Origin of the sequence: Pseudovibrio sp. Ad37 (assembly GCF_001623075.1) — a bacterium.
Taxonomy (GTDB): Bacteria; Pseudomonadota; Alphaproteobacteria; order Rhizobiales; family Stappiaceae; genus Pseudovibrio.
The window spans coordinates 1-22,346 of the sequence record NZ_LMCF01000016.1 but is presented as its reverse complement, the minus strand read 5'-3'; the positions used below and the strand labels follow the sequence as shown (position 1 = coordinate 22,346).

Below are 22,346 nucleotides of genomic sequence, written 5' to 3'. Positions count from 1 at the left end.
AATAGACAGGGGCTGTCGATCTCACAGTGCAGGAAAAGGAAGTTGCAATGAGCGTGCAGAGCAAGGTCATCGTCGTTTATCATAGTGGGTATGGCCACACTCAGGTGCTGGCGGAAGCCGTGCTTCAGGGTGCCTTGGATGTGGGTGCGGATGCTGAACTGATGTCTGTTGCCACATTGGATGATGTGAACTGGGACAAGCTGGCCGCGGCTGATGCCCTTATCTTTGGTTCGCCGACATATATGGGCAGTGCGAGTGCACCGTTCAAAACCTTTATGGATGCCAGTTCCAAAGTTTGGATGGAGCGCGGTTGGGTGAACAAAGTCGCTGGAGCGTTTACGGTTTCCGCTTCTCGCAGCGGCGATAAACTTGGCACACTGACACAGCTGAGTGTGTTTGCTGCGCAGCATGGCATGATTTGGGTTGGGCTGGATCTTATGCCCGGCAACAACAGCAGCAAAGGCTCTGAGGAAGACCTCAACCGTTTGGGCAGCACGCTGGGTGTTATGGCACAGGCCAATGCAGATGAAGGGCCGGAGGTTGTTCCGCCAACAGCCGATAAGGACACAGCTAAAGCACTTGGTGGCAGAATTGCGAAGGTTGCAGCCTCCCTCACCCTTGTGAGCGAAGCGGCTTAACCCTTAATTCACTGCAATTGCAAGTGCTTGTATTTCTGCGGGTACAGGTGCCATCTCTTCACCTCATTTTTGGACAAACTCGATACGTATAAGAGCAAATTAAAACACAAGATCACTGTATCGGGTTTGTCTATGAAAAAAAGAAAACGCATTATTCTTTCCATTGACGGTGGCGGTGCGCGCGGCCTTATTCCAATTCGTCTGCTGCGCGGCCTTGAGACCAAATTGTATGAGCGCGGAAAATCCGCTCCCCTTTGCCGATACTTTGATTTGATTTGCGGAACATCCAGTGGCGGCCTGATTGCTGCTGGGCTAACGGCACCGAACCCAGACCGTGACAAATCCGGCCAGCCAGCGATGACGCTCCGCGAACTGCAAGAGTTTTTTGAGATCGAAGCCCGCGAGCTTTACATGAACAACCGCAGGCACTGGCTGCCTCGGCGCATCTACCATACCTTCGGGCAGTTCAATAAAGGCATTCAGGAGCGTCCGGTTGAGCAAGCCATCAAGCAGCATATTGGATGGAGTGCACTTTCTTGCAGTATGACGGCTATTTTGCTGACTGCGTATGACCTGAAAAATCGCCGCGTCGTTTCCATGAGCAACAACACAACTGGACGGGATGACTATTACTTCTGGCAGGCGGTAAGGGCTACGACCTCTTCCCCATCATGGTTTGAACCAGCTCGTGTTGAGAACCTGACAACTGGCGATGAAGAGATCATGATTGATGCTGCCGGTTTCCTGAGTGACCCGGTGCTTGCCGCGTATGCGGAAGCGCGCCGTCATGGCTGGGCACCCAAAGACATTATTATTCTCTCGCTTGGCACGGGCAATCCGGTTGAAGAGAAGCATAGCTTTAACCAGGCAGTGAACTGGGGTACGAGTGGCTGGCTTTCTCCTGAAGAAGGCACGCCTCTGCTTTCCAGTTACATGCATGGGCAAACGGCCTCCACTGGTCAGTATGCTGATGTGCTGTTTAAAGACATGCCAGGGATTGAGTACATTCGCCTCAACGCTGACCTTCCACACTTTGGCAGCGACATTTACAGCGTGCGTCCGGGTGAGGTGCTTCAGCTCAACCGCATTGCGGATGGCCTGCTTTCCGGCAACGGAGATGTACTCGACAAACTGGCAGATATCATGGAAGAAAGACAGGATGGCCCTGGCTTTTAGGCTTCACAATCCTTCCACCCCTGCTACAACCATTAGGATGAATAGTGAAAGTGATTCACGTTAGAGCCGTGGAACCGTCGGAGGGATCATGTTAGGGTTGAGAGGTCATCAGCGCACGATTACCTTAATGGCTGGTGGAATTGTTGTGAGCCTGCTTTCTGCTGGTGCTCATGCTGCACCTCTTCCTGACACGAAGCCTCCGCTCTCTGCTGAGGATTATCGCGAAGCCCTGAAAAAGCAGCCCGAATTTCCGGGAGCTGCCAAGTATCACTTCGGGCACAAGAAAACACCTGCCAAAACAAAGCCTCTCTCCTTTGGCAGTTATGCAAGAGGTTGTGTCGCAGGGGCTGTCTCCATTCCTAAAGACGGTGAGAACTGGCAGGTCATGCGCCTGTCTCGTAACCGCAATTGGGGGCATCCTGTTCTCATTGATTTCCTGAAGCGTCTGGCTGCTGATGCGCCCGATCTGGGCTGGAATGGTTTGCTGGTTGGCGATCTTTCGCAGCCGCGTGGTGGCCCGATGTTGACGGGTCATGCTTCTCATCAGATCGGTTTGGATGCTGATATCTGGCTGAGACAAATGCCAGACACACGCTTCAGCGCCAAGCAGCGCGAGTCAGAGAGTGCGATTTCCATGCTGAATGGCAACCTGAGCAAACCGGGGGCGGACCGCCGCGTCAACCCGAAACGCTGGACGGATGCCCATGCAAAACTGATCCGCCGCGCTGCCCAGGACGATGGTGTTGCGCGCATCTTCGTAAATCCGACAATCAAGAAAGCACTGTGTGAATTTGAGACAGGTGATCGCGACTGGTTGCGTAAAGTACGGCCTTGGTGGGGACACCACTATCACTTCCACGTACGGATGGCCTGCCCAGACGGCAGCACACAGTGTAAAAATCAGGCCGTGCCAGCTGCTGGTGATGGCTGCGGCAAGGAGCTGACTTATTGGCTTTCTGATGCTCCCTGGGTTCCTAAAAAGCCGAAACCGGGTGAAAAACCAAAACCACGCAAGCCTAAGCCTCCGCTTGCTGTTGCTGACTTGCCTAACAGCTGTACGACGGTTTTGAGAACGGAGTAAGTTTGGCGCCCTGCTGATGTAACCGAACTAACAATCTCTGGTTTGTTCGGCGGTGACTGCTTTCATGTGCTGGTTTTTAATCCATGCCTTTTGAAAGAGGCTGAGGTACAGAAAACTATATTCATGGGGCAAAACTGTCGTGCCAGTCTTATATCCACTTGTGGTGCCCTTCATAGCATCGGTGGAACGCAATCTTGGCTATAGGGATTTTGCTTGCAATGCTTGAGCACACAGCAACAACAGTCTGGCTCAAATAGACTTGCGCTGAAGATACGAAGCCTTCAAGGCGTTGCAGAAGCAGATAGTTGGGAGCAGAGACGATCCCTTTTTATTCGTCATGCGCGTGAGCCGCTGGGGCTTTGTCGTTGTTCAGGATGAGCGTCATCAGGGTCAGGTTCAGCCAGCGGCCGAATTTGAAGCCGACTTGTGGGAGCTCTCCGCTGACTTTGAAGCCGTAGCGTTCGTGTAGGCGGATTGAGCCTTTGTTATCGCTGTCGATGGCACCGATTAAGACGTGACGCTGGTCTTGTTTTGCAAGTTCAACCAGTTTCTCGAGCAGCACAGATCCGGTCCCTTTTCCACGAGATTGCGGCGTTACATAAACTGAGTGTTCCATGGTTTTGTTATATCCAGACTTCTCACGGAACGGGCCATAGCTGCCGTAACCCAGCACATCACCGTTGTCGTCTTCAGCTACGATGATCGGATATCCGCCAGCAATCCGGCTTTCAAACCAGGTCTTGCGATCTTCCAAAGTCTCTAATGAATCGGTCCAGATGGCAGCTAGAGTTTTGACTGCATCATTGTGAATTCCCAGGATGACGGGAAGATCAGATTTGGTTGCATGACGCAGTTTCATGGAAGCCCCTTTAAAACACCCAGGGCAAATAACGCCAGAGTGAAGGTATGCGTGTTGCCCCGGAAATCTACTTTTTGCGTAGTTTTGATAGATACGCCTTAACTTTCAGCAGGATTGTCATATTTTGCGATAGGCCTCAAGAACACACCGCACGCAAACACTTGAGTTTATTGCAGGATAGTCTGGAGTCTTGAGTTAAAACCGACCGGACATCAGATAAGTGAAATTTACTAATTATCAGATTATTTTACGTAAATTTAACCATAGTTTTTGATCATTACGTCAAATTTCAATGGTTGATTTTAAGGTTATCAATTAATTACTGCACCTACGAGTAGTCGTTACTTAACAGAGAGTAAACACGTTACTAAGCAGCAATTGTCTTACTCCTTGAATATCACCCTGCTTACACTTTCATATCTGGAGTATTTGAAGTGAAACAGGTTTTGTGTGTTTCCACCCTTATTACAGGCGTTGGATTAATAATTGCCGGAGCATCCGCTGCGCAGGCTCAAGACGGTAGCATGTACATCACGCTCAAAGGCGCAACTGCATTCACCATGCGGAGCTCGTATGACCCTGTCGACAATAATCCGTTGGACAAATATTCGACAGACTTCTCTGACGAGTGGGCGGTTAGCGGCGCTGTTGGTACGAGACTTAATGAGTTTATTCGCCTCGAAGCTGAGCTTGGATATCTAAAAAATACTATTGAAGATATTGACAGTAACGCGTTTATCTTGACACGAGGAGGAGGCACATCTTTCTCAACTTCCTACCTGATGGGCTCAGTGTTTTTTGACTTGCCCCTAAATGATCAACTCGCAGTTTTTGCTGGTGGTGGTATTGGTGTTACCAAACCAAACATGCAGAAAACTGAAGTTAATGTATCAGGCTCGCCTTATACTGAAACACGCACGATGGAAACGGAGGATGTTTACGCCTTTGCATTCAAGCTTTCCGGTGGTGTCGCTTATGAAATGATTGAGAATGTGCACCTTATTGCAGATTATAGCTATCTCAGAACAAGTGATTTCGATGTGAAGCACATCACACGTTACAACTCGACTCCACCTACTGCTTCAAAAAACACTCTGCAAACAAACATTGAAACTCATATGATCGGCGTTGGTCTTCGTTATGATTTTTAGTGGGTAACATATGTAAGTACTTCGATAATTTTCACGATTGACCGAGGCGGCAGGTTGCCACCTTGTTTTATGATGGGAGACTACTGGTAATATCATCAGGTATTATAGATGCCATACAAGTTACATCATTGTAATTGATACCTGTATTTTATATGTTCTGTGAATTACATCATTAATTATTTGGTAAGACTTGTCTATTTGCGCGAATCTCCCTTTCAGGACTTCAGGAGATAGTGCGCAATGGGAAAGTTTTCCTCTACTGTGATCATGTTAGTTTCTGCGTTATTGGCGACAGGAGCACTCTCTTCCCGTTCCTATGCTGCGGATTTGGCGGCGGCTGCGCAAGAAGCAGCTGCGGCGGCAGCTGAAAAAGCTGCAATGGGCATGTTTCCACTCAAACCTTATGCAGGTGCAAAGGCCTTTGTTTCATACGCACCTGATGGTGACTTTTATACACCTGGGACTGGACGAACCAAATTCTTTGAATACAACATTGGCTGGAACGCAGCTGCGTTTGCAGGGGTTACAGCAGGTGATTTTGTAAAGTTGCAGCTGGACACTGGCTATATCAGCAACAGTATTTCCAATCTTACCGGAGTGAATGGAGGTAGTGGATCAATAGCTGCTGCTTACGTGATGGGCGGCGTGGTGCTTTCTGCCCCACTTTCTCCCCTCACCAAGAAAGTTATTCCTTTCGCCGGTCTCAGCCTTGGGGCAGCATTTCCGATTATTGGTACAATTGACGGTACTACCGATGCTGGAGCGTTTACAATCAAGGGCGGGCAATCCACGGTTGGCGCACTTCTGGCACGAGCCGGCGTGACAGTTGCCATCAACCCAAAGCTTGGCGCGACTCTTGAGTATGGCTTCTTTCAGACAGCTGACATTAGCCTTAACGCAAGTGGTCCAAGTGGAGAGCCACTTTCAAGCTCAGGCAACGGCTCGACTGATATTTCGGCGCACCTGTTCGGTCTTGGCTTTGAGTATCACTTTTAGCCAGATAGCAGCGAAAATCTGAGAGAAAGCCAATTGCTATTCACTTTATTGGCTGGAAAACGGCAAAAAAGCGCATGGGCGCTTATTATGTGCTTTGCCATAGAGCAAAGCAGTGGTAATTGAGCGCCCATGACGACCAAAACTTTGTCCAATATTCGCAATTTCTCGATTGTCGCGCACATCGACCACGGTAAGTCCACCCTGGCCGATCGCCTCATCCAGTCTACCGGCACTCTCACTGATCGTGAGATGACGGAGCAGGTTCTCGATTCCATGGATATCGAGAAGGAGCGCGGCATTACCATTAAGGCTCAAACCGTTCGCCTGATCTACAAGGCTGATGACGGTGAAGAGTACACGCTGAACCTGATCGATACCCCAGGTCACGTGGACTTTGCCTATGAAGTTTCTCGCTCCCTTGCTGCGGTGGAAGGCTCCCTGCTGGTGGTTGATGCCTCCCAAGGCGTGGAAGCGCAGACGCTTGCGAACGTCTATCAGGCAATCGACAACGACCACGATATCGTGACCGTTCTCAACAAGGTTGATCTGCCTGCTGCTGAGCCGGATCGCATCAAAGAGCAGATCGAAGATGTGATCGGCCTTGATACTTCGGACTCAGTGATGATTTCAGCGAAGACCGGACTTGGTATTCCTGATGTTTTGGAAGCAATCGTCAAACAGCTCCCTGCTCCAAAAGGCAATCCGGATGGCCCGCTCAAAGCCATGCTGGTGGACAGCTGGTACGACACCTATCTTGGTGTGATGGTTCTTATCCGCGTGATCGACGGTGAACTGAAAAAAGGCGACACCATCAAGATGATGGGTACTGGCGCTGTGTATCCAGTTGACCGCGTTGGTGTGATGACACCAGCCTTTGTCACAACCGATCGTATTGGCCCGGGTGAGATTGGCGTTCTGACGGCTTCTATCAAAGAAGTTGCGGATACGCGCGTGGGTGACACGATCACCCATGACAAGAAGGGCTGCACCGAAGCGCTGCCGGGCTTTAAGCCTGCACAGCCTGTTGTGTTCTGTGGTCTGTTCCCGGTTGATGCCAACGACTTTGAAGATCTTCGCGGTGCAATGGGCAAGCTGCGCCTCAATGATGCGTCTTTCTCTTATGAGATGGAAACATCGGCTGCGCTTGGTTTTGGCTTCCGCTGTGGATTCCTTGGTCTGCTGCACCTTGAGATTATTCAGGAACGCCTGTCCCGCGAGTTCAACCTTGATCTGATCGCAACAGCTCCATCTGTTGTTTATGAGATGGAGATGACAGACGGTTCTCAGTTTGAGATGCACAACCCGGCTGATATGCCGGATGTTGTGAAGATCAAAGAGATCCGTGAGCCTTGGATCCGTGCGAACATCATGACACCGGATGAATATCTCGGTGCTATCTTGAAGTTGTGTCAGGATCGCCGTGGTGTGCAGGTTGACCTTTCCTACGTTGGGTCTCGTGCGATGGTCACTTATGACTTGCCGCTCAACGAAGTGGTTTTCGATTTCTACGACCGCCTGAAGTCCATCTCTAAAGGCTACGCTTCGTTTGATTATACAATCAGCGAATACCGTGCTGGTGATTTGGCCAAGATGTCTATTCTGGTGAACGATGAGCCGGTTGATGCGCTCTCCGTGCTGGTTCACCGATCACAGGCAGATAAACGCGGCCGTGCGATGTGTGAGGTTCTTAAAGAGCTGATCCCTCGGCACATGTTCAAGATTCCTATTCAGGCAGCGCTTGGTGGCCGCGTGATTGCGCGTGAGACCCTCTCTGCTCTGCGTAAGGATGTGACCGCGAAATGTTATGGCGGTGATGCTTCCCGTAAACGCAAGCTGCTGGACAAGCAGAAGGCGGGTAAGAAGAAGATGCGTCAGTTCGGTAAGGTTGAAATCCCTCAGGAAGCGTTTATTCAAGCGCTGAAGATGGATGACTGAGCACCGATTAGAGCTGCAGTAATACTAAGATTCAAGACCGGCCCATATGAGGCCGGTCTTTGTTTTTGGCAAATGCGACTATGAAAAGGTACGTAGATATGTCCCTTGAGAATGACCTGCGCAGCCGTGCAGACGATAAATGTGAGCTTTGCGGCGCGACAGAGGACCTTGCTGCAGTCGCAGTTGGTCCGGATAGCGATGGCAGTGCTGAGAAATCCATTCTGGCCTGCGGCATGTGCTCCGCACAGTTGGAGAACGAAGCAGAGCTGGATGTGAACCATTGGCGCTGCCTGAATGAAAGCGCATGGAGCACTGAGCCAGCGGTTCAGGTGAGTGCATGGCGTCTACTGGGCCGTCTTTCTGGCGAAGCCTGGGCACGTGACTTGCTGGATACGCTGTATCTGGACGAGGAAACGCTTGAGTGGGCTCAGTCCGGTATGCCAGCGGCAGAGGACGAAGATGCTATCGTGCACAAAGACACGCACGGCGCTGTACTTTCTGCTGGTGACACCGTGACTCTGGTTAAAGACCTCAAAGTCAAAGGTGCTTGCTTCACTGCCAAGCGCGGCACAGCGGTGCGGAACATTACTCTGGTGCAGGATAATGCAGAACACATCGAAGGCCGCGTTAACGATCAGCGTATTGTTATTCTGACGGAATTCGTGAAGAAGTCCTGAGGTTTGGCACTGAAAACTTGAGACGTAGAAAGCGGCCTTAAGGGTCGCTTTTTTTATGGCTACTTCAACTCAGAGCTACGTCCTGCTTAGCTTTCCTCTATCCTTCATAGATTCCGATACATGAGAGAGGAGACAGTTTGGTTGCTGACCGGGCTAATCACCTCCCCCGCTACTGCCAGCATCACCATCTCCGCTAAGACCGCCGATCATATTGCTAGAAGCTCCACTGTCGTCACAAACAGGCTCTGAGTCAGCAGGTGCGTCGTTTTTTGTATGACTCGCTTGCGAGAGTCGCCACGCGTTGACTTTCCCAGCACTGCGATACCCATTAATGCAGGCACGAATATGAGAATGAACAAAATCTTAGATAAGGGCATAGAGAACGTCTCATTACTCACGAGTTCTTGGCTCCAAGCACTCCAAATCAAAACTTTATCGTAAGATGTTACACGTGATAAATCAGAATATTAGCTTAGTTCTCTTCACCATTACGCTTTAGGCGAACCTGCGTGTGCAGGTGGATTTGTTCTGGTGTTAACCGCATAAGGATTTGGCTGTCTTTCCATTGGTGCAGGGCGGCGCCGGTGTTGGAGGTTTCTATGCGGTAGTGGCGGCCGCCTTGGCGGGCGTACCAATCGATGCGGTCTTTGTTGAACCATTTGTTGGTCTTGAGCGGGTGCAGCATGGTGAGGTTGCCGGGGTAGTCGGCGAGGAGCAGATCTATCGCGTTGGCGGCGTTGGTTTCTTCAGCGACGCGGTGGACTTCGCAGATCTGCGGTTTTTTGATGGTGGCGAAGCGCTTACCGACATGGGCGTACTCGTTGAAGTGTGCCATGCTTTCATTATGCCGCAGATAATCAAACACCACGATGGCGCCATCACAAATGGAGGAGAAATAGAAGGATTTGTTGGTGTACTGGAGTGTCACCCGCTGCGGTTGGTTGGCGATATAGCGTTGGACGGTATTGCCACTTCCTGTCAGATACTCGCCCCGCCTTTTCTTCTGCAGGGCCAGGCCAAGGCCAATCAAGTAGTCATCATCAAGAAAGCGCGCAGGTATGGATTTATGCGACTTCCTGTTTGAAGCGGCTGGCTGACCTGAAAACACATTCCTCCCAAACCTGATATCCATCTCTGTTCCCCGTCACCACAAGTGGTCGATGTTTCAAACGTGGAACAATTCCTAGGCAAAAGCAGTCCTTCAAATGCCTCAGATGGATAGTCTTAGGTCACATCTAATTGGGTGGATCTCAGGGTTTTCCTTTCGTCTCAGCCGTGGTCTTCCTCTTTCTGGCTCACGAAGATCAGCGCCAAAAACGCGATGATGCTGATGTTGTAGGAAGTGTCTATGGCCCCTCTCCCGAGTGGAGATTGCCATGCAAGGAACCACTCTCCTGCTCCTGTAACAAAGATGCCAAACCAAAGCAGAATGGCGATGCAAAAGCCGAAGGAGACGGTGGATTTGGAGCGATTGAATGAGGCCGCTGACCGATGAATGCTGGCCAGCATGCGCAAGCTTCCCAGAACCAGCAGGAGAGCAATGAAGCCTTCTATGGCCAGGATAATGGTGAGGAAGGTGGGCGCGGTTTCCAGAGGGAACGCAGCCCGGAACTTGGGGCTGGTTGGGAACGTGTCCACCATGGAAATGACGCTTTCAATATACGCCAGATTTGCCGGTGTATCCTGATAGTTGTTGAAGCAGACCAGAGCAGCAAAACCGCCGAACGCCAAGGAGACCAGAACTTTGATCAGTCGAAGAAGCATGGGACTACCCACTTTTCCGCCAGTAAAGCAGATTGGCGCTAAAGCGCAGTTAGGTGCTCTCGTCAGCTCTGGTCTTTTTCATTTGCCCTTTGTTAATGGAGCGGCCTGCCTCAAGCAATATCCAGAATCTCAGGCCACAAGACCGCGTTTTGCTTGGCGAAGGCCTTCAGATGCCCAACTTCCTTGAGCTCGAAGTCTGCCGGATTAAGGATTTGTCGCGTGACCTGCGCATCTTTGTAGAGAGGTGGAAGGCGTTCAACTGAGGCATTGGGGGCAAGATCATCATCGGTGAACGACATGATTTTGATCGGGCCAGTGAACGGCTTCGGGTTCATGGACGGTAAAACACTACCGATGTCATCCTTGAAGAAGGTTGGAGAAGTGCACCATTTACGCCATTGCCAGTAAACACCAGCAGGGATATCTGCGCCGATCCCAAGTGCCTTACCGGGCAAATAACCTTTCATACGTGTGACAGCTGGCCCTAGCAAATACCAGAAGGCAACAACAGTCAGGAAATATGGCATATGGTGGTCACGCCAATAAACCTGACCGCAGGCAACTGTGGTGACCTTATCGACCATGTCCAGGTTTCGATGGAATGGCAACATGAAGCCGCCAAGAGAGTGACCAATCACGTGAGTGCTGGGCGTATCAGCCAGTTTCAGCAGCGCATCAAAGGCAGCTTGCTGATCATACAGGCCCCAATCAGACATCGTGGCGGAAGAGTTGCGTGGATGTATCTGTTTAGAGGCACCAAAGTCGCGATAGTCATAGGTGAGGCAGAGATGGCCCTGCTCTGCAACCCAGCGGGCAAACTTGGCATAAAACAACTGCGGCACACCGGTTGCGCCGTGAATAATGACTGAGGATTTTGGGTCACCCACAGGCCAGTAGGCTTTGCCAATCAGTGTGGCACCCTCGCTGGGAATTGTGATTGTTTCCACGCGCTGCTCACTTTCAGCCATCATTTCTTCCAGTTGCTTCATAGCGGTATCTTTTCAACTTACGATAGCCGCATAGGATCATATATTAACGTATAGGTAAAGTCAGAAGGTAAAATATACCGCTCGCTTTTAAGAGAAGGTTTCATGAGTTCATTCTCGGAAACACTCTGATTTCAGAGCATGTTGTGTGTTTTGTCTGAGATGGAGATCAGGTGAGACCTGCCTTATTGCAGCGCTTTCGCCAAGGCCTGCTGAATTGCCGTGATTGTCTCCTGCACCGATTTGGGTGGCAAAGTATCATAGCTGTGCACGGCATAAATTGGTGTTGGTTCTGGCTCTGACAGAGTAAGGAGAGGCTGGAGGGTTCCAGTCTTCAGGTCCTGTACAATCGCGATATCCGGCAGGAGCGCAACGCCCAGGCCATTTCGAGCAAAAGCTGCGATGGCTTCAATGGTGTTGGCTTTGACGGCAGATCTGAAGCTCACCTCAAAGCTCTCTGAACTTTCCTGAACTGGGAGGCGATGCCGCACCACAGCTGGCTCTCGTGTATGAGCGATGTATGGCAGGGACTGCACCCATTGCCAGTAGAGCGGATCATCAGCGGCAGGCGCCTTTTCCATTACAACTGGCGCGGCACATAGAATATCGCGCAGTGTCCCTATGCGGCGAGCCTGAAGCGTGCTGTCTGGCAGTTGGCCGACACTGATCGCAACATCAATCCCCTCCGTGATCAGATTGAGGCGCTTGTCCTCCGCTATTACTGAAGGCTGAAGGTTCGGGAACTTATCTTTCACAACTGCTAGGGCCGGTGCGATGACAGGCGTGATGAAAGCGTGGGGGGCTGTGATGGTGATCGGGCCAGACGGGACCGCTCCGAAACTCTCCATCTCGGTTTCCGCCTGCCGTGAGAGCGCGAGGATTTCCTTGCAGCGCTGGTAGTAGCGCTCCCCTGCCGGGGTCAGAGAGAGGTGGCGCGTGGTGCGGATGGCGAGTTTTACATCCAGCTGTTGTTCCAGCCGCTTCAGGTTTTGACTGACAGCGGACTTCGCTATGTTCAACTCATCCGCTGCACGGGTGATTGAGCCGGTTTCGACAACTGTGACGAAGGAGAGCGGGAGCGTTGAGAGCATTTTGTTCTCACAATGTGAATAGTAAATTCAGAAATAGAGTGTTTTTTAAACAATGCAAGTGCGGCAAAAGACAGTCATCAACATCGCATCTGAACGGAGATCACGTGATGACTTTCATTAAATCTATCGCTCTCGCTGCTACTGTCGCAGTTGGATTGAGCGGACAAGCCATCGCTGACGAAGCTGGAAAGCTGGCAGAAGGTGAATACAAGCTCAACACCGCAGTTGCCACCGCAAGCCGTGCCTGGCGTGATGCCTTCAACGCCGGCGATGCAGCCGGTGCCGCAGCGCTTTATGAAGACGATGCTGTGATGGTTGTGAAGCCATTTGGTACGTTTAAAGGACGTGAAGCGATTGAGGGCTTCTGGACAGACATCATCTCCAAGGGATTTGATGATGTGGTTTACAGCAATACTGTCACCACTGTTCTGGACCAGACCTCTGCCCACGTTGCAGCCAACTGGAAGATGAACAACGCCCATGGCGTCATCACCAATGAGCTTTGGGTTCTGCAGCCGGATGGCCGTGCTTTGCTGCGCGAAGACCACTTCGAGATCGCTCAATAAACACACGTGTTTGCCTTATGCCCTGATGAAGGACAGCCTGTTATGACAAAGCTTGATACTCTTCGTTTGCGTGTCCGTGATGTGGCCGCTCTGAAACAGTTTTATTGCGATGTTTTAGGTATGTCCGATCAGGGTGACGGGCGGATCGGGTATTCGGCGACAGAGGTCGCACTGCAATTTATCGCGGCTGAGACGCCCTACACGCCACAAGCCTCTGATCTTTACTGGAAGATCGCGATCTCGGTTCCCAACATCGAGCTTGCCTGCGCGCAGCTTCGGGCACGCGGTGTCTATGTTACAGAACCGCAGCAGTTTCGGGATGTTGGGTACCTTGCCAAGTTCACAGATCCGAAAGGTTTTGTGGTTGAGCTGATCGACCATTGGTTTGAAGGCGACCGACCTGATCTGGAGCTCGACGAGAGCCGATTAGGCGGTGGTCCGCATCTCAGCCTTGTGACCTTGCGCACTGGCGACATTACAGCAATTGAGCCCGACATTCTCAGTTGGGGTATGACGCCGCTCTCTGTTCAGCCTGTCGAGCCTTTTGGTTTCACGCTCTACTTTTACGCCTTCACGACTGAGCAGCCTCCAAACCCTGATCTCACCGGAGTTGAGAACCGGACCTGGACCTATCAGCGGCCTTATACGGTGCTGGAAATTCAGCATGTTTCTGCAGTGGAGACGGAGAGTTTGCAAGAGGTTGGTGCTTCAGGATATGGCGGCCTGATAGTTGGCTCAGCCGGTGCACCTGTTCATTCCAAGCGGCTGATGATTAAGGCAGATTGAGACTGCGGCAACTCCCGCTCAAATCTGCGGGTTGCCTGAAAACAAAGAAGGCGGCAGAGCTAGCGTCCCCCTATACCCTAGCTCTAGCCGCCTTATCGTTATGAGGTGATGCCGACTTCAAACCGTCCTTTAAAATCAGCGCCTCACACTTCGACTGAATCTCTGTCCGAGTTATTCTTTGCTGAGATCAGCGTCTAAACCCGCGATCATACGATCTGCAGGTTTATTTCGTGAAGAAAACTCAGAAATCACAACCATTCCAAGGATCGCCAAGAATACGCAAATGAATAATATCAAGCCGAAAGTCATAGTGCCTCCACTTCAATGACGTTTAAAGCGTAGATAGCATTTTGACCTATGTCAATATGAATTTAGAATTTGACTAATGTGAAATTTAATCATGGTCAGAAGCGATATTTCTTCATCATTTCATTTCGCAGCGCACAACTTAGTATAATTATTTCTTTTATTATTCTTGACCACAAACTTTCAAGCACTGACCTCACCTTTACTCGCAGCTATAGTACATATACGTAGATTACCTAAATTAAATCGATTTAAGAGTCAGCTGAAAACCAGTCACTTTTGCAGCGCGAAAACCTGAGTTAAGGTCGTACATCGAGCGATCACCCGTATTTTCGGAGTTACCTTCATGCCTATGCCTCAGGAGTATCAGCTGGCCTCTCAGCAGTACGAATCTTTCCTTGCTGATGCTCAGGACGCGCTTGGCCTGACCACTCGTAATCAGACCTACACATGCGTCCAGGCTGTTTTGCTGGTGTTCCGCCGGAGACTGGACGCTGAGCAGGCTCTGTCCTTTGCTGATACGCTGCCAGCGGTTCTTCGGGCGATTTTCACGTCTGGCTGGAGCAGCAGTGACTACACTGCGGACTTTGGCGATGAAGACGATTGGGCTGCTGAGGTAAAAGCTCTCAGGGCACATCACAACTTTGCGGATGATGAGACGCCCGCACGTGTGGTTAAGGTTTTGCGCAGCCGCGTTGACCTTCCCCGCTTTGAGCAGGTGTTAGGCCAGATCGGCCCTGACGCTTTACGGTTTTGGGGATTTGAAGTTTCGGCTGAAGCAGAGGCGAAGAGAGATTTATCAGAAGGCACTCCCTCACAGACTGAGACTTTGTAAAACCTGTAGTTTCTTCAGTGGGTCCGTTGACTGTAAGGGATGGCTCGGGCAGGGAGAGAACGATCTTGCCGCCTCCCCTTTGACTTTCCAGAGGCCAGGCGCTCATCTCTCATTACCCGCTCATATTCAGAGTGTTGCAGGGCGGAAAGTTGCGAAGGAAATTTCAGCCATGTTCATGAAGCGTTTCGGACTGTGTTTTGCTGCTTGTGTGTTGGCCACTACCAGCAATGCAGAAGACGCTGCAAGCCCTGTTTATGACGCTGCCTCAACCACCTCAGCTCAGAATGTGGTTGTCTCTACACAGCCGCACCATGTTGCCATCGGTGATATGAGCGTTTCCTAGCAAGAGAGGCCTTCATTTCAGGAGCAAACTGGCAGCACGCTAAGCCTGGTCGCTGTGACGTTTACTGAACTTGATCCTGAGACCCGTGCGCCCATCGCCTCGCCAAGCTTGTCTGTGAATGAGAGATTGAAATTAGCAAAGACAGCGATCGAGCTCTCGCCCGGCTGCGCTTATTACGGCTACGACCCTGAAATCAACGTCATTGACGGCTTCAGGTGGAAGGATCATGACAACATCATCGTAGTGCTGGCTGGCTGCTAAGCGCCAGCCTGATGCACTTGCTGCCTATTTAAAAACGCAGCGGTTGATGGCCGGATCCTTACCGTCCAACTTTTTCGAGAGCAATTTAGCTACTCCCAGAGGCGCACCTACCATAAGCTCAGTGCCAGTGGAATTGACTGATTTGACTGAACAAAGCTTGTCGTGGAACGACTTATCGCAGCACGTGCCATCGGTGTTACGATCACCGGGCGCACATGACCAGGGGCCAGCCATCTGAAATCCTGCGGACGGACTGGGCACTGCGGGACAGGAACAGATGATCTCGTCTTCCTTGACTGCTCCGATGCCGGGGAAGTCTTTCCCCTGCGTGCTGTTAAAACAGAAGCCGCCATCACATTGAGCAGAGTAGCCAGCGGGCGCATCGTCTGTGTTGGGGCAGCTGTACGTCGCCATGGGTGGCCCCAGCTTTTCCGTATCGGGATCGTAGTCAGTTTCCATCTGGCGCGGCGTGGCATAGGTACTTACCGTGAAACCGTTATCAATGCCGGCCTTCAACAGATCACAGACATCTTTTTTCTCATCACCTTCTTTATAGTGAAACGGGAGAGAAATACTCTGTTCGTTCATCACATCGCATTTGCAGTAGGCAACGGTGTCGACGGTCCAGCATTTGGCTGTGGCGCACAGGGCGAACGTATTGGGATCATCCTGAGATACCGGGCATTCCTTGAAAAGACTTAGGTCTGTGCTCGCGTCTGTGCCGGTTTCAGCGTTGGCTGTACCTAAACTGAGTAGAGGGAACGCGAGTACAAGCCATAGCGTTGCTAATCGTGAAGCTGATTTCAGCGGCATTTGTTATCTCCTTTTTGCGCTGAACGGTTGCCGTCTTTTGGGCTAACAGTCAGGGATGCTTATCTGCTTGCTTATGGTGTCGCGATGTCGCGGTCAGAGTGTCCATCAGCGCCGCAAAGGTCCGGGGCTGGAACTGTCTTCATTGTTCAATGTATGGGGAAGCAGACGTTTCTTCAGGCGCTGTTCAACCGGCACCTGTTCCAGTGCGTGACGGATGTCATTACCAATACCCAGCGTCTGGCTGACACCGTGTAATGAGGGGTACTGGCCAGTGTAAATGCTGGTTCGGCTGGGAGCGCAGGCTGTGGTTGCAGTGTGGTGGTTGAGAAACTCCAATCCGTGTTGGCGCATCTTTCCGAGCGCAACACTGTTCTGCAACCGAAATTGCCTGGCACTGTCATTTTCATAGACCGGTGGAAAGCGCTCTTCATCCGTCGTAATAATCAAAAAATTGAGAGGCTTACCGTTAATTTTCATGCTGTGTCCTTATCGTTTTTGTTCGTTTTGGACATCGTTCGCTGGAATGTATGTACTCAAGTAAATCTGAGTGACCGACGCAGATATAGAGCTGAAGCACTCTGAGAAGCGGGTGGGAAAGTTGTATGACAGAAACATGAATCACAACATAAAGTTGTTACGTGTTTTCATCTTGAAATATTGGGGGAGGTATTTTGATGGGGGGGCTGGTGAACATAGGTGACGTTTAGCTCGTTCGACTCATGCAGCAGAATATATAAAATTATCAACTTATGATTGCAAAATACATTTATTGATTTAATGTCTTCTCGTTTGATGTTTCTCGAGGATTTTCACTTGCCTAAGCACACTTACTCACTCATTGCTCTTTCTGGATTATTGATTGCATTGGCAGGGTGCCAAACATCATCGAATAACTCTGTGAAAGAGGAGCCGAAGCTCGAACTGTGCTCGACCGATAGCACTGCTTCAAAACTGAATTATACACCCGAACTCGGTTTCTACGTCTCAACCAAATCAATCAGCGCCGTCGCCTCAGCGGTAAAGTTTATTGCTAATGAAGCCTCTGCCCCAACCACAAAAGACCTCTTGGGTGATTGGACACTTGTCGATTTGAATACAAAGAAATCGTGTCCACTGGAAATGGCTTCCAATCCGCAGAATAAAGCGAAGCATGCGATCAATACCAAGTCGGGCTGTGGATTGAGCAAGAGTAAAGCCGCCACATGGAATCTGGAAGGCAAAGAACTTGTGCTCAAATCGCAATCAGGAGGAGAAACAGCAAGACTTGTTAAAGTCAACAAGACCTGCTGGGCAAGTTCAGGAACGGCTTCTCAAAACAAACAGTTCGTTTTGAGACGTTAAAGAGCACTTATCTCCATTCGTTCGGAGTTGAGGAAGGCAAGCCCGCACATGTGGGCTTGGACTGTTGCCAAACTCCACAACACGGACAGCTTCGTTTGTTTGCTTAACCTTGATTAGTTTTAGTCGCAAATTACTTGAACACCCCGAAGCCTGCCTCCCAGCGGGTTCGGGGTGTTAGAACAGACAAAACTTGCCGCAGCGGGAAGGGCTGCGGCAAGTCTTTTGCTGACATTTGAGGGTCAGTTGGTTTGATTGCGGGGCTTGTGGCTTGCCTCGCAATCAGGTTTTGCCCCGACTGAATAGTCGTCTTTATTGCTTTCTCTTCAAACGGATTAGCCGAAGATTGGCAGGTTACCGGTCAGTTCGAATGCGGTGATGATGAACACCAGGATACCGAAACCGAACACCATTGCCTGACGGGCATTACCGCCTGGGACCTGGTACATGTCCGGGTTCCGCTCACGACAGATGCGAACCATTACGATTGGCGCCAGCAAGGAGAAGATCACCAGAACCACACCAGCATAACCGATTGCTGCGATGAACCCGTGTGGGTACAGGATAGCAAGGATAATGGTTGGTACGAATGCGATGCCTACAGTCTTTGCTTTGCCAGCAACGGTAGCTGTATCGAACTTGAACAAGTCGGAAATGTAATCATACAAGCTGAGAGACACACCCAGGAAGGATGTTGCAACAGCCATGTTGCCAAAGATCTGCAGGATTACAGAGATGTTTTCACTGATACCAGACTTACTCAGAGCACCGATAATGTTACCGATGTTGCCACCTTCAGCGATGATCGCAGGGAAGTCATCACGGGAGATGTTTCCGAATACTGCAAACATCCAGAGGAAGTAGAAGAAGCCTGCAAGGAAAATCGCGATCAGCAGCGCTTTGCTTGTCCGCTTCGCATCCAGACCCAGATAGTTGGTTACAGTTGGAACTGTAATTTGAAGACCAAAACTCGCCACCAGGAAGGAGATGGTGTAGAACGCATATGGCATGCGATCGCCGAGTGAGATCTCTGGGAACAGGTTCGTTGTAGATGAGTTGCCGATCAATGAACTCAAGCTGATCATGAATGTGATGATCATGCCGCCGATGAGAACTGTGTTCACACGGTCGACTGCTCGGGTTCCCATCATCACTATCGATAATAGCACGACTGCGAAGATCAAACTCGCAACCCCTGATGACATGTTTACGTCACCAAAAATCGACAGCGAGTACGTGATGATTGAACTACCACCTGAGATGTAGGCGTAGGTGAGAACGTAGCACAGGAAGGCAACGGAGAGACCGTTGACCACACGGCCCACGTTACCAATGGTGCCCTTGGCAAGGCTGTCGTAGTTGGACCCTTCAGGGAAATGAAGCGTGATTTCCATGATGTACAACGATGCAGTGTGCATGATGTAACCAACAACGATCATCAGAACCAGACAAACAGAGAACCATACGCCACTGTTTGCAACAGGGAGCGAGAACATGCCCGCGCCGACGGCGGTGCCAGCAGCGATCACACTGGCGCCTAAGATTGTGCCCTGGCTTTTCTTGGTAGATTTTGGTTCAACTGTCTCTGCAGTAGGAACCTGCTCAGAAGCAATGGTCATGTTGAGCCTCCCAACTCCGGCATTTGCCGTGACCAATTGAGAAAACGCCTGCCGATTTTGTAAGTGCCCCGTGGCAGAGCTTTCCCGAAAAGCGCACATAGACTTACGGTGGGTAAGATTTGTGCTTTGATAACAACAGAGGAGAGCACACGGGCTCTCCTCCAATGCAGTTTAGTCTTTGACTATTGCTAGTCACTTCAATGGCTTAGTTCTTAGATTTCTTCGAAACGGCCAGTGAAGAAGCGAAGTACCTTAGGTTCGAATACGAACTCGAGACCCTTGATGCTTTCGCGGTTTTTGTAGAGCTCGATGATCGCATCTGCGACGTAATCCATGTGTGCGTATGTGTATACGCGACGTGGGATAGTCAGACGAACTGTTTCGAGCTTAGGAACGTGGTTCTCACCGGTCTTAACGTCGCGGCCTGCGGACACGATACCGCGTTCCATGGTGCGTACACCGGAAGTGCGGTAGATCGCTGCGGCAAGTGCCTGTGCAGGGAGCTGCTGCTGGTCAAGATGTGACAGGAATGCGCGTGCATCGAGGAAGATTGCGTGACCGCCGTAAGGCTTAACCATTGGCACGCCAGCAGCTTCCAGACGCTCACCCAGGTAGCGGATCTGGTTTACGCGGTGTGAGATGTAGTCAAACTCTACGGATTCCCTGATGCCGATTGCCATTGCTTCCATGTCGCGGCCTGCGAGACCACCGTAGGAAGGCATACCTTCGAACTGAACAACCATGCCTTTTGCTTCAGCAAACAGGTCGTCGTCGTTCATGCAGAGGAAACCGCCGTTGTTTGTCAGGCAGTCTTTTTTGCCGGACATGGTGCAGCCGTCGCCGTAGGAGAACATTTCAAGGAGGATTGCCTTGATTGTTTTGTCTTCGAAGCCAGCTTCACGTTCTTTGATGAAGTATGCGTTTTCTACACAACGGGTTGCATCGTACATCACTTTGATGCCGTGCTTGTGGCAGAGTTCGCTTACTGCTTTGATGTTGCCCATGGAAACAGGCTGACCACCAGCCAGGTTCACGGTTACAGCAAGACAGATGTAAGGGATCTTTTCGCCACCAACTTCGTCGATGAGCTTCTGCAGTTTTGCAAGGTCCACGTTGCCTTTGAATGGCACGTCAGCCAGGTCAGGGTTGTGGGCTTCGTCGCAGATTACGTCAACAAATGTTGCACCGTTACGTTCCTGGTGGAAACGTGTTGTGGTGAAGTACATGTTGCCTGGAACGTAGTCGCCTGGCTTGATTGTGAGCGTGGACAGGATGTTTTCTGCGCCGCGGCCCTGGTGAGTAGGGATGAGGTGTTTGAAGCCGAAGTGCTCTTTAACAACTTCTTCAAGGTGGTAGAAGTTTTCGGAGCCAGCGTAAGCTTCGTCACCAACCATCAGGCCAGCCCACTGCTTGTCGGACATCGCGGATGTACCGGAGTCGGTCAGCAGATCGATGTAGCAGTCTTTGGACTTCAGCAGGAATGTGTTGAAGCCAGCTTCCTGGATTGCCGCTTCGCGACGCTCGTCAGAAATGAAGTACATTGGTTCAACAGATTTAATCTTGAACGGCTCTGGCATAAACTTAGTCATAAGAACGTCCTCTTACTTGCTTCTTTACCAATAGGGCGGAGGGACCATGTCTCTCCGAATTCTCAAGGAGTGAAGAAATTATCGATCCCGAAGTTTATTTAATTACGAATCGAAAACAATTTCGCTTCACCAATCTTCGTATTCATTAATTATCCAAATATTCGATCATCACAATAAGTAACAATATGGATATGTGAATAAATAATCGTTTATATATACAGATCACATACACATGTATCTTTATGCAATACACAAGGCGCTGATTTTTACATGTGCATTACTTGACCGTGCAGAGTTATTGCCTGCATGATCTTGGCTGTGCTGTGATCTGTATATTTCCCCGCTGCAAGTCTCAGGCATGGCGGTGCCGTTCTTCTGCCCCAAGCGCGCTCAACACTTGGAAGACAGGAGCAAAGACAAACGTCATTATCTGAAGCAATCACGACACACCTGCAGCGCAAACCGGAGGTGCCGATGGTATTGCCAATATCAAAGCACAGTTCTTCTTCTGCGTAGGGGATGCAGTGTTGGAATGAGTGCCTAATATTACTTGTTTTGGGGGTGTTGCATGTTTTGGCTGGCCTCTACACTCTGCATCTTTGGTGGACTATAGGAGGCAGGAGGCTAGCTTACATGCGGCCGTGCAGCAGGAGCGACTCCACTGCAGGCGGAGGTCGTCAGACGAGATGCAGATTATTGGCCATGGAAACATCTTCGATGTGCCAAGGCAGCTTATCTCTCTTTAAGATATTCAAATACAGCTGATACCAGCGCATTTTCCTAGTCCCAATGTAACTTCAAGACCTAATTGATTACACACAACGGAGTTTGGGCGAATTGGCCTGAAAGTCAAAAGGAAAAACTACTTAGAGACAGTGGCTTGACGGGGGTGCCTTGCCGCGGCGCGACACACCTGCCGTTACAAGCTCCCTGAAATACCAAGGGTTTTTAGGTTTTACGGGGTGTATATCCCCCGGTTTGGCCGGCTTCACGATTCGTCAAAACATCCTATTTATTCCACAATAAACTTATATATTAGCAACTCCTGCCATTATTTTTAGATTGATTAGCATGAATCACTTTCACGTTCAGAGAGCCTGATCGCCCTGTGTTTGATCAGATTGGAGTGCATCCCCTGCCCTTTGGGATGCTGGCCTGCGGGCGCTTGTTGCCCGGCCGCAGACCAGCAGGGTGCTCATTTGCGGGGTTGTGCCTCTTACCCGAGGTTGGAGGCCTTGGTGTGGAGGCTTCCCTGTGGCAGTGAACACGGGGTGCGTGTGACACCGCCCGAGCACCTGTCACAGTGCGTTAATCCAGAGACACAACATTGGTGTTGACCGGCTGCGGAAGGGCGACCCGCTCCAATAATCCGCAGGACTTTTTCAGTGCCTCCAGGCGGTCACATAAAGGTAAGCGTCCGGCGAACCCGACCTGACGATTCTAGCTTTGCTGCTCTATCGTACGTGTAGTTTTATCTGCATGGACTTTGATGATGATAGAAAGCCAAGGACGGCGCTGGAGTGACGATGAGAAGCG

At 50.6% G+C, this 22,346-nt stretch carries 22 protein-coding genes; 13 read left to right on the top strand and 9 right to left on the bottom strand.

Going from position 1 to position 22,346, the window contains the following annotated elements:
* Positions 1 to 47 precede the first annotated feature (47 nt).
* The 3 genes from PsAD37_RS04425 to mepA all read left to right on the top strand — a co-directional run bounded on the left by PsAD37_RS04425 (position 48) and on the right by mepA (position 2,895).
* Positions 48 to 638: a flavodoxin family protein gene (locus PsAD37_RS04425; protein WP_063295209.1), complete on the top strand. Its 591-nt coding sequence runs from the start codon at positions 48 to 50 to the stop codon at positions 636 to 638.
* Between the two features lie 132 nt (positions 639 to 770).
* A complete protein-coding gene (locus tag PsAD37_RS04420) occupies positions 771 to 1,814 on the top strand; it encodes a patatin-like phospholipase family protein (protein ID WP_063295121.1) in 1,044 nt (347 codons plus the stop codon).
* An 88-nt stretch (positions 1,815 to 1,902) separates the two neighbouring features.
* Positions 1,903 to 2,895 carry a penicillin-insensitive murein endopeptidase gene (gene mepA / locus PsAD37_RS04415; protein ID WP_063295120.1) on the top strand — a complete coding sequence of 331 codons (993 nt, stop codon included), beginning with the start codon at positions 1,903 to 1,905 and terminating at the stop codon, positions 2,893 to 2,895.
* 328 nt (positions 2,896 to 3,223) lie between these two features.
* Here mepA and PsAD37_RS04410 read toward each other — a convergent pair whose 3' ends face one another.
* Positions 3,224 to 3,754, bottom strand: a complete 531-nt coding sequence (locus tag PsAD37_RS04410; RefSeq protein WP_063295119.1) for a GNAT family N-acetyltransferase — start codon at positions 3,752 to 3,754, stop codon at positions 3,224 to 3,226.
* A gap of 434 nt (positions 3,755 to 4,188) precedes the next feature.
* Between PsAD37_RS04410 and PsAD37_RS04405 the strand changes: the two genes are divergently transcribed.
* The 4 genes from PsAD37_RS04405 (at position 4,189) to PsAD37_RS29030 (ending at position 8,513) form a co-directional block, all read left to right on the top strand.
* Positions 4,189 to 4,905, top strand: coding sequence for an outer membrane protein (locus PsAD37_RS04405; protein ID WP_193778214.1), 717 nt, complete (start codon positions 4,189 to 4,191; stop codon positions 4,903 to 4,905).
* 240 nt (positions 4,906 to 5,145) lie between these two features.
* Positions 5,146 to 5,901, top strand: a complete 756-nt coding sequence (locus tag PsAD37_RS04400) for an outer membrane protein (RefSeq protein WP_063295117.1) — start codon at positions 5,146 to 5,148, stop codon at positions 5,899 to 5,901.
* 129 nt (positions 5,902 to 6,030) lie between these two features.
* A complete protein-coding gene (gene lepA, locus PsAD37_RS04395) occupies positions 6,031 to 7,836 on the top strand; it encodes a translation elongation factor 4 (protein WP_063295116.1) in 1,806 nt (601 codons plus the stop codon).
* Between the two features lie 98 nt (positions 7,837 to 7,934).
* Positions 7,935 to 8,513 carry an alkylphosphonate utilization protein gene (locus PsAD37_RS29030; protein ID WP_063295115.1) on the top strand — a complete coding sequence of 193 codons (579 nt, stop codon included), beginning with the start codon at positions 7,935 to 7,937 and terminating at the stop codon, positions 8,511 to 8,513.
* A 472-nt stretch (positions 8,514 to 8,985) separates the two neighbouring features.
* Here the strand turns inward: PsAD37_RS29030 and PsAD37_RS04385 are convergent, their stop codons facing one another.
* The 4 genes from PsAD37_RS04385 to PsAD37_RS04370 all read right to left on the bottom strand — a co-directional run bounded on the left by PsAD37_RS04385 (position 8,986) and on the right by PsAD37_RS04370 (position 12,354).
* A complete protein-coding gene (locus tag PsAD37_RS04385; RefSeq protein ID WP_063295114.1) occupies positions 8,986 to 9,645 on the bottom strand; it encodes a hypothetical protein in 660 nt (219 codons plus the stop codon).
* Between the two features lie 137 nt (positions 9,646 to 9,782).
* Positions 9,783 to 10,277 (bottom strand): DUF2165 domain-containing protein, encoded by a 495-nt coding sequence (locus tag PsAD37_RS04380; protein ID WP_063295113.1) that lies wholly within the window; start codon positions 10,275 to 10,277, stop codon positions 9,783 to 9,785.
* Positions 10,278 to 10,387: 110 nt separating this feature from the next.
* Positions 10,388 to 11,266 (bottom strand): alpha/beta fold hydrolase, encoded by an 879-nt coding sequence (locus PsAD37_RS04375; protein WP_057464235.1) that lies wholly within the window; start codon positions 11,264 to 11,266, stop codon positions 10,388 to 10,390.
* A gap of 182 nt (positions 11,267 to 11,448) precedes the next feature.
* On the bottom strand, positions 11,449 to 12,354 hold the full coding sequence (locus tag PsAD37_RS04370) for a LysR family transcriptional regulator (protein ID WP_063295112.1): 906 nt from the start codon (positions 12,352 to 12,354) through the stop codon (positions 11,449 to 11,451).
* 107 nt (positions 12,355 to 12,461) lie between these two features.
* On the opposite strand from PsAD37_RS04370, the gene PsAD37_RS04365 reads away from it, so the two are divergent.
* From PsAD37_RS04365 to PsAD37_RS04350, 5 genes are all read left to right on the top strand, one after another.
* Positions 12,462 to 12,920, top strand: a complete 459-nt coding sequence (locus PsAD37_RS04365; RefSeq protein WP_193778213.1) for an SgcJ/EcaC family oxidoreductase — start codon at positions 12,462 to 12,464, stop codon at positions 12,918 to 12,920.
* A gap of 42 nt (positions 12,921 to 12,962) precedes the next feature.
* Positions 12,963 to 13,706, top strand: coding sequence for a VOC family protein (locus tag PsAD37_RS04360; RefSeq protein ID WP_063295111.1), 744 nt, complete (start codon positions 12,963 to 12,965; stop codon positions 13,704 to 13,706).
* Between the two features lie 652 nt (positions 13,707 to 14,358).
* Complete coding sequence (locus tag PsAD37_RS04355; RefSeq protein WP_063295110.1) at positions 14,359 to 14,847, top strand: DUF2267 domain-containing protein; 489 nt, start codon at positions 14,359 to 14,361, stop codon at positions 14,845 to 14,847.
* A gap of 169 nt (positions 14,848 to 15,016) precedes the next feature.
* Positions 15,017 to 15,190 (top strand): hypothetical protein, encoded by a 174-nt coding sequence (locus PsAD37_RS28290; protein ID WP_193778212.1) that lies wholly within the window; start codon positions 15,017 to 15,019, stop codon positions 15,188 to 15,190.
* Positions 15,191 to 15,244: 54 nt separating this feature from the next.
* On the top strand, positions 15,245 to 15,451 hold the full coding sequence (locus PsAD37_RS04350; RefSeq protein WP_063295109.1) for a hypothetical protein: 207 nt from the start codon (positions 15,245 to 15,247) through the stop codon (positions 15,449 to 15,451).
* Positions 15,452 to 15,475: 24 nt separating this feature from the next.
* Here PsAD37_RS04350 and PsAD37_RS04345 read toward each other — a convergent pair whose 3' ends face one another.
* On the bottom strand, positions 15,476 to 16,264 hold the full coding sequence (locus tag PsAD37_RS04345) for a hypothetical protein (RefSeq protein ID WP_063295108.1): 789 nt from the start codon (positions 16,262 to 16,264) through the stop codon (positions 15,476 to 15,478).
* A 105-nt stretch (positions 16,265 to 16,369) separates the two neighbouring features.
* Complete coding sequence (locus PsAD37_RS04340; protein ID WP_063295107.1) at positions 16,370 to 16,741, bottom strand: sulfatase-like hydrolase/transferase; 372 nt, start codon at positions 16,739 to 16,741, stop codon at positions 16,370 to 16,372.
* Between the two features lie 276 nt (positions 16,742 to 17,017).
* Here PsAD37_RS04340 and PsAD37_RS04335 point away from each other — a divergent pair, with 276 nt between their 5' ends.
* Complete coding sequence (locus tag PsAD37_RS04335; RefSeq protein WP_153039673.1) at positions 17,018 to 17,605, top strand: AprI/Inh family metalloprotease inhibitor; 588 nt, start codon at positions 17,018 to 17,020, stop codon at positions 17,603 to 17,605.
* A gap of 332 nt (positions 17,606 to 17,937) precedes the next feature.
* On the opposite strand, the gene PsAD37_RS04330 is transcribed toward PsAD37_RS04335, so the two are convergent.
* Positions 17,938 to 19,221 (bottom strand): amino acid permease, encoded by a 1,284-nt coding sequence (locus PsAD37_RS04330; protein ID WP_057464244.1) that lies wholly within the window; start codon positions 19,219 to 19,221, stop codon positions 17,938 to 17,940.
* Between the two features lie 212 nt (positions 19,222 to 19,433).
* Positions 19,434 to 20,810, bottom strand: coding sequence for a tyrosine phenol-lyase (locus PsAD37_RS04325; RefSeq protein ID WP_063295105.1), 1,377 nt, complete (start codon positions 20,808 to 20,810; stop codon positions 19,434 to 19,436).
* Positions 20,811 to 22,346: the final 1,536 nt, after the last annotated feature.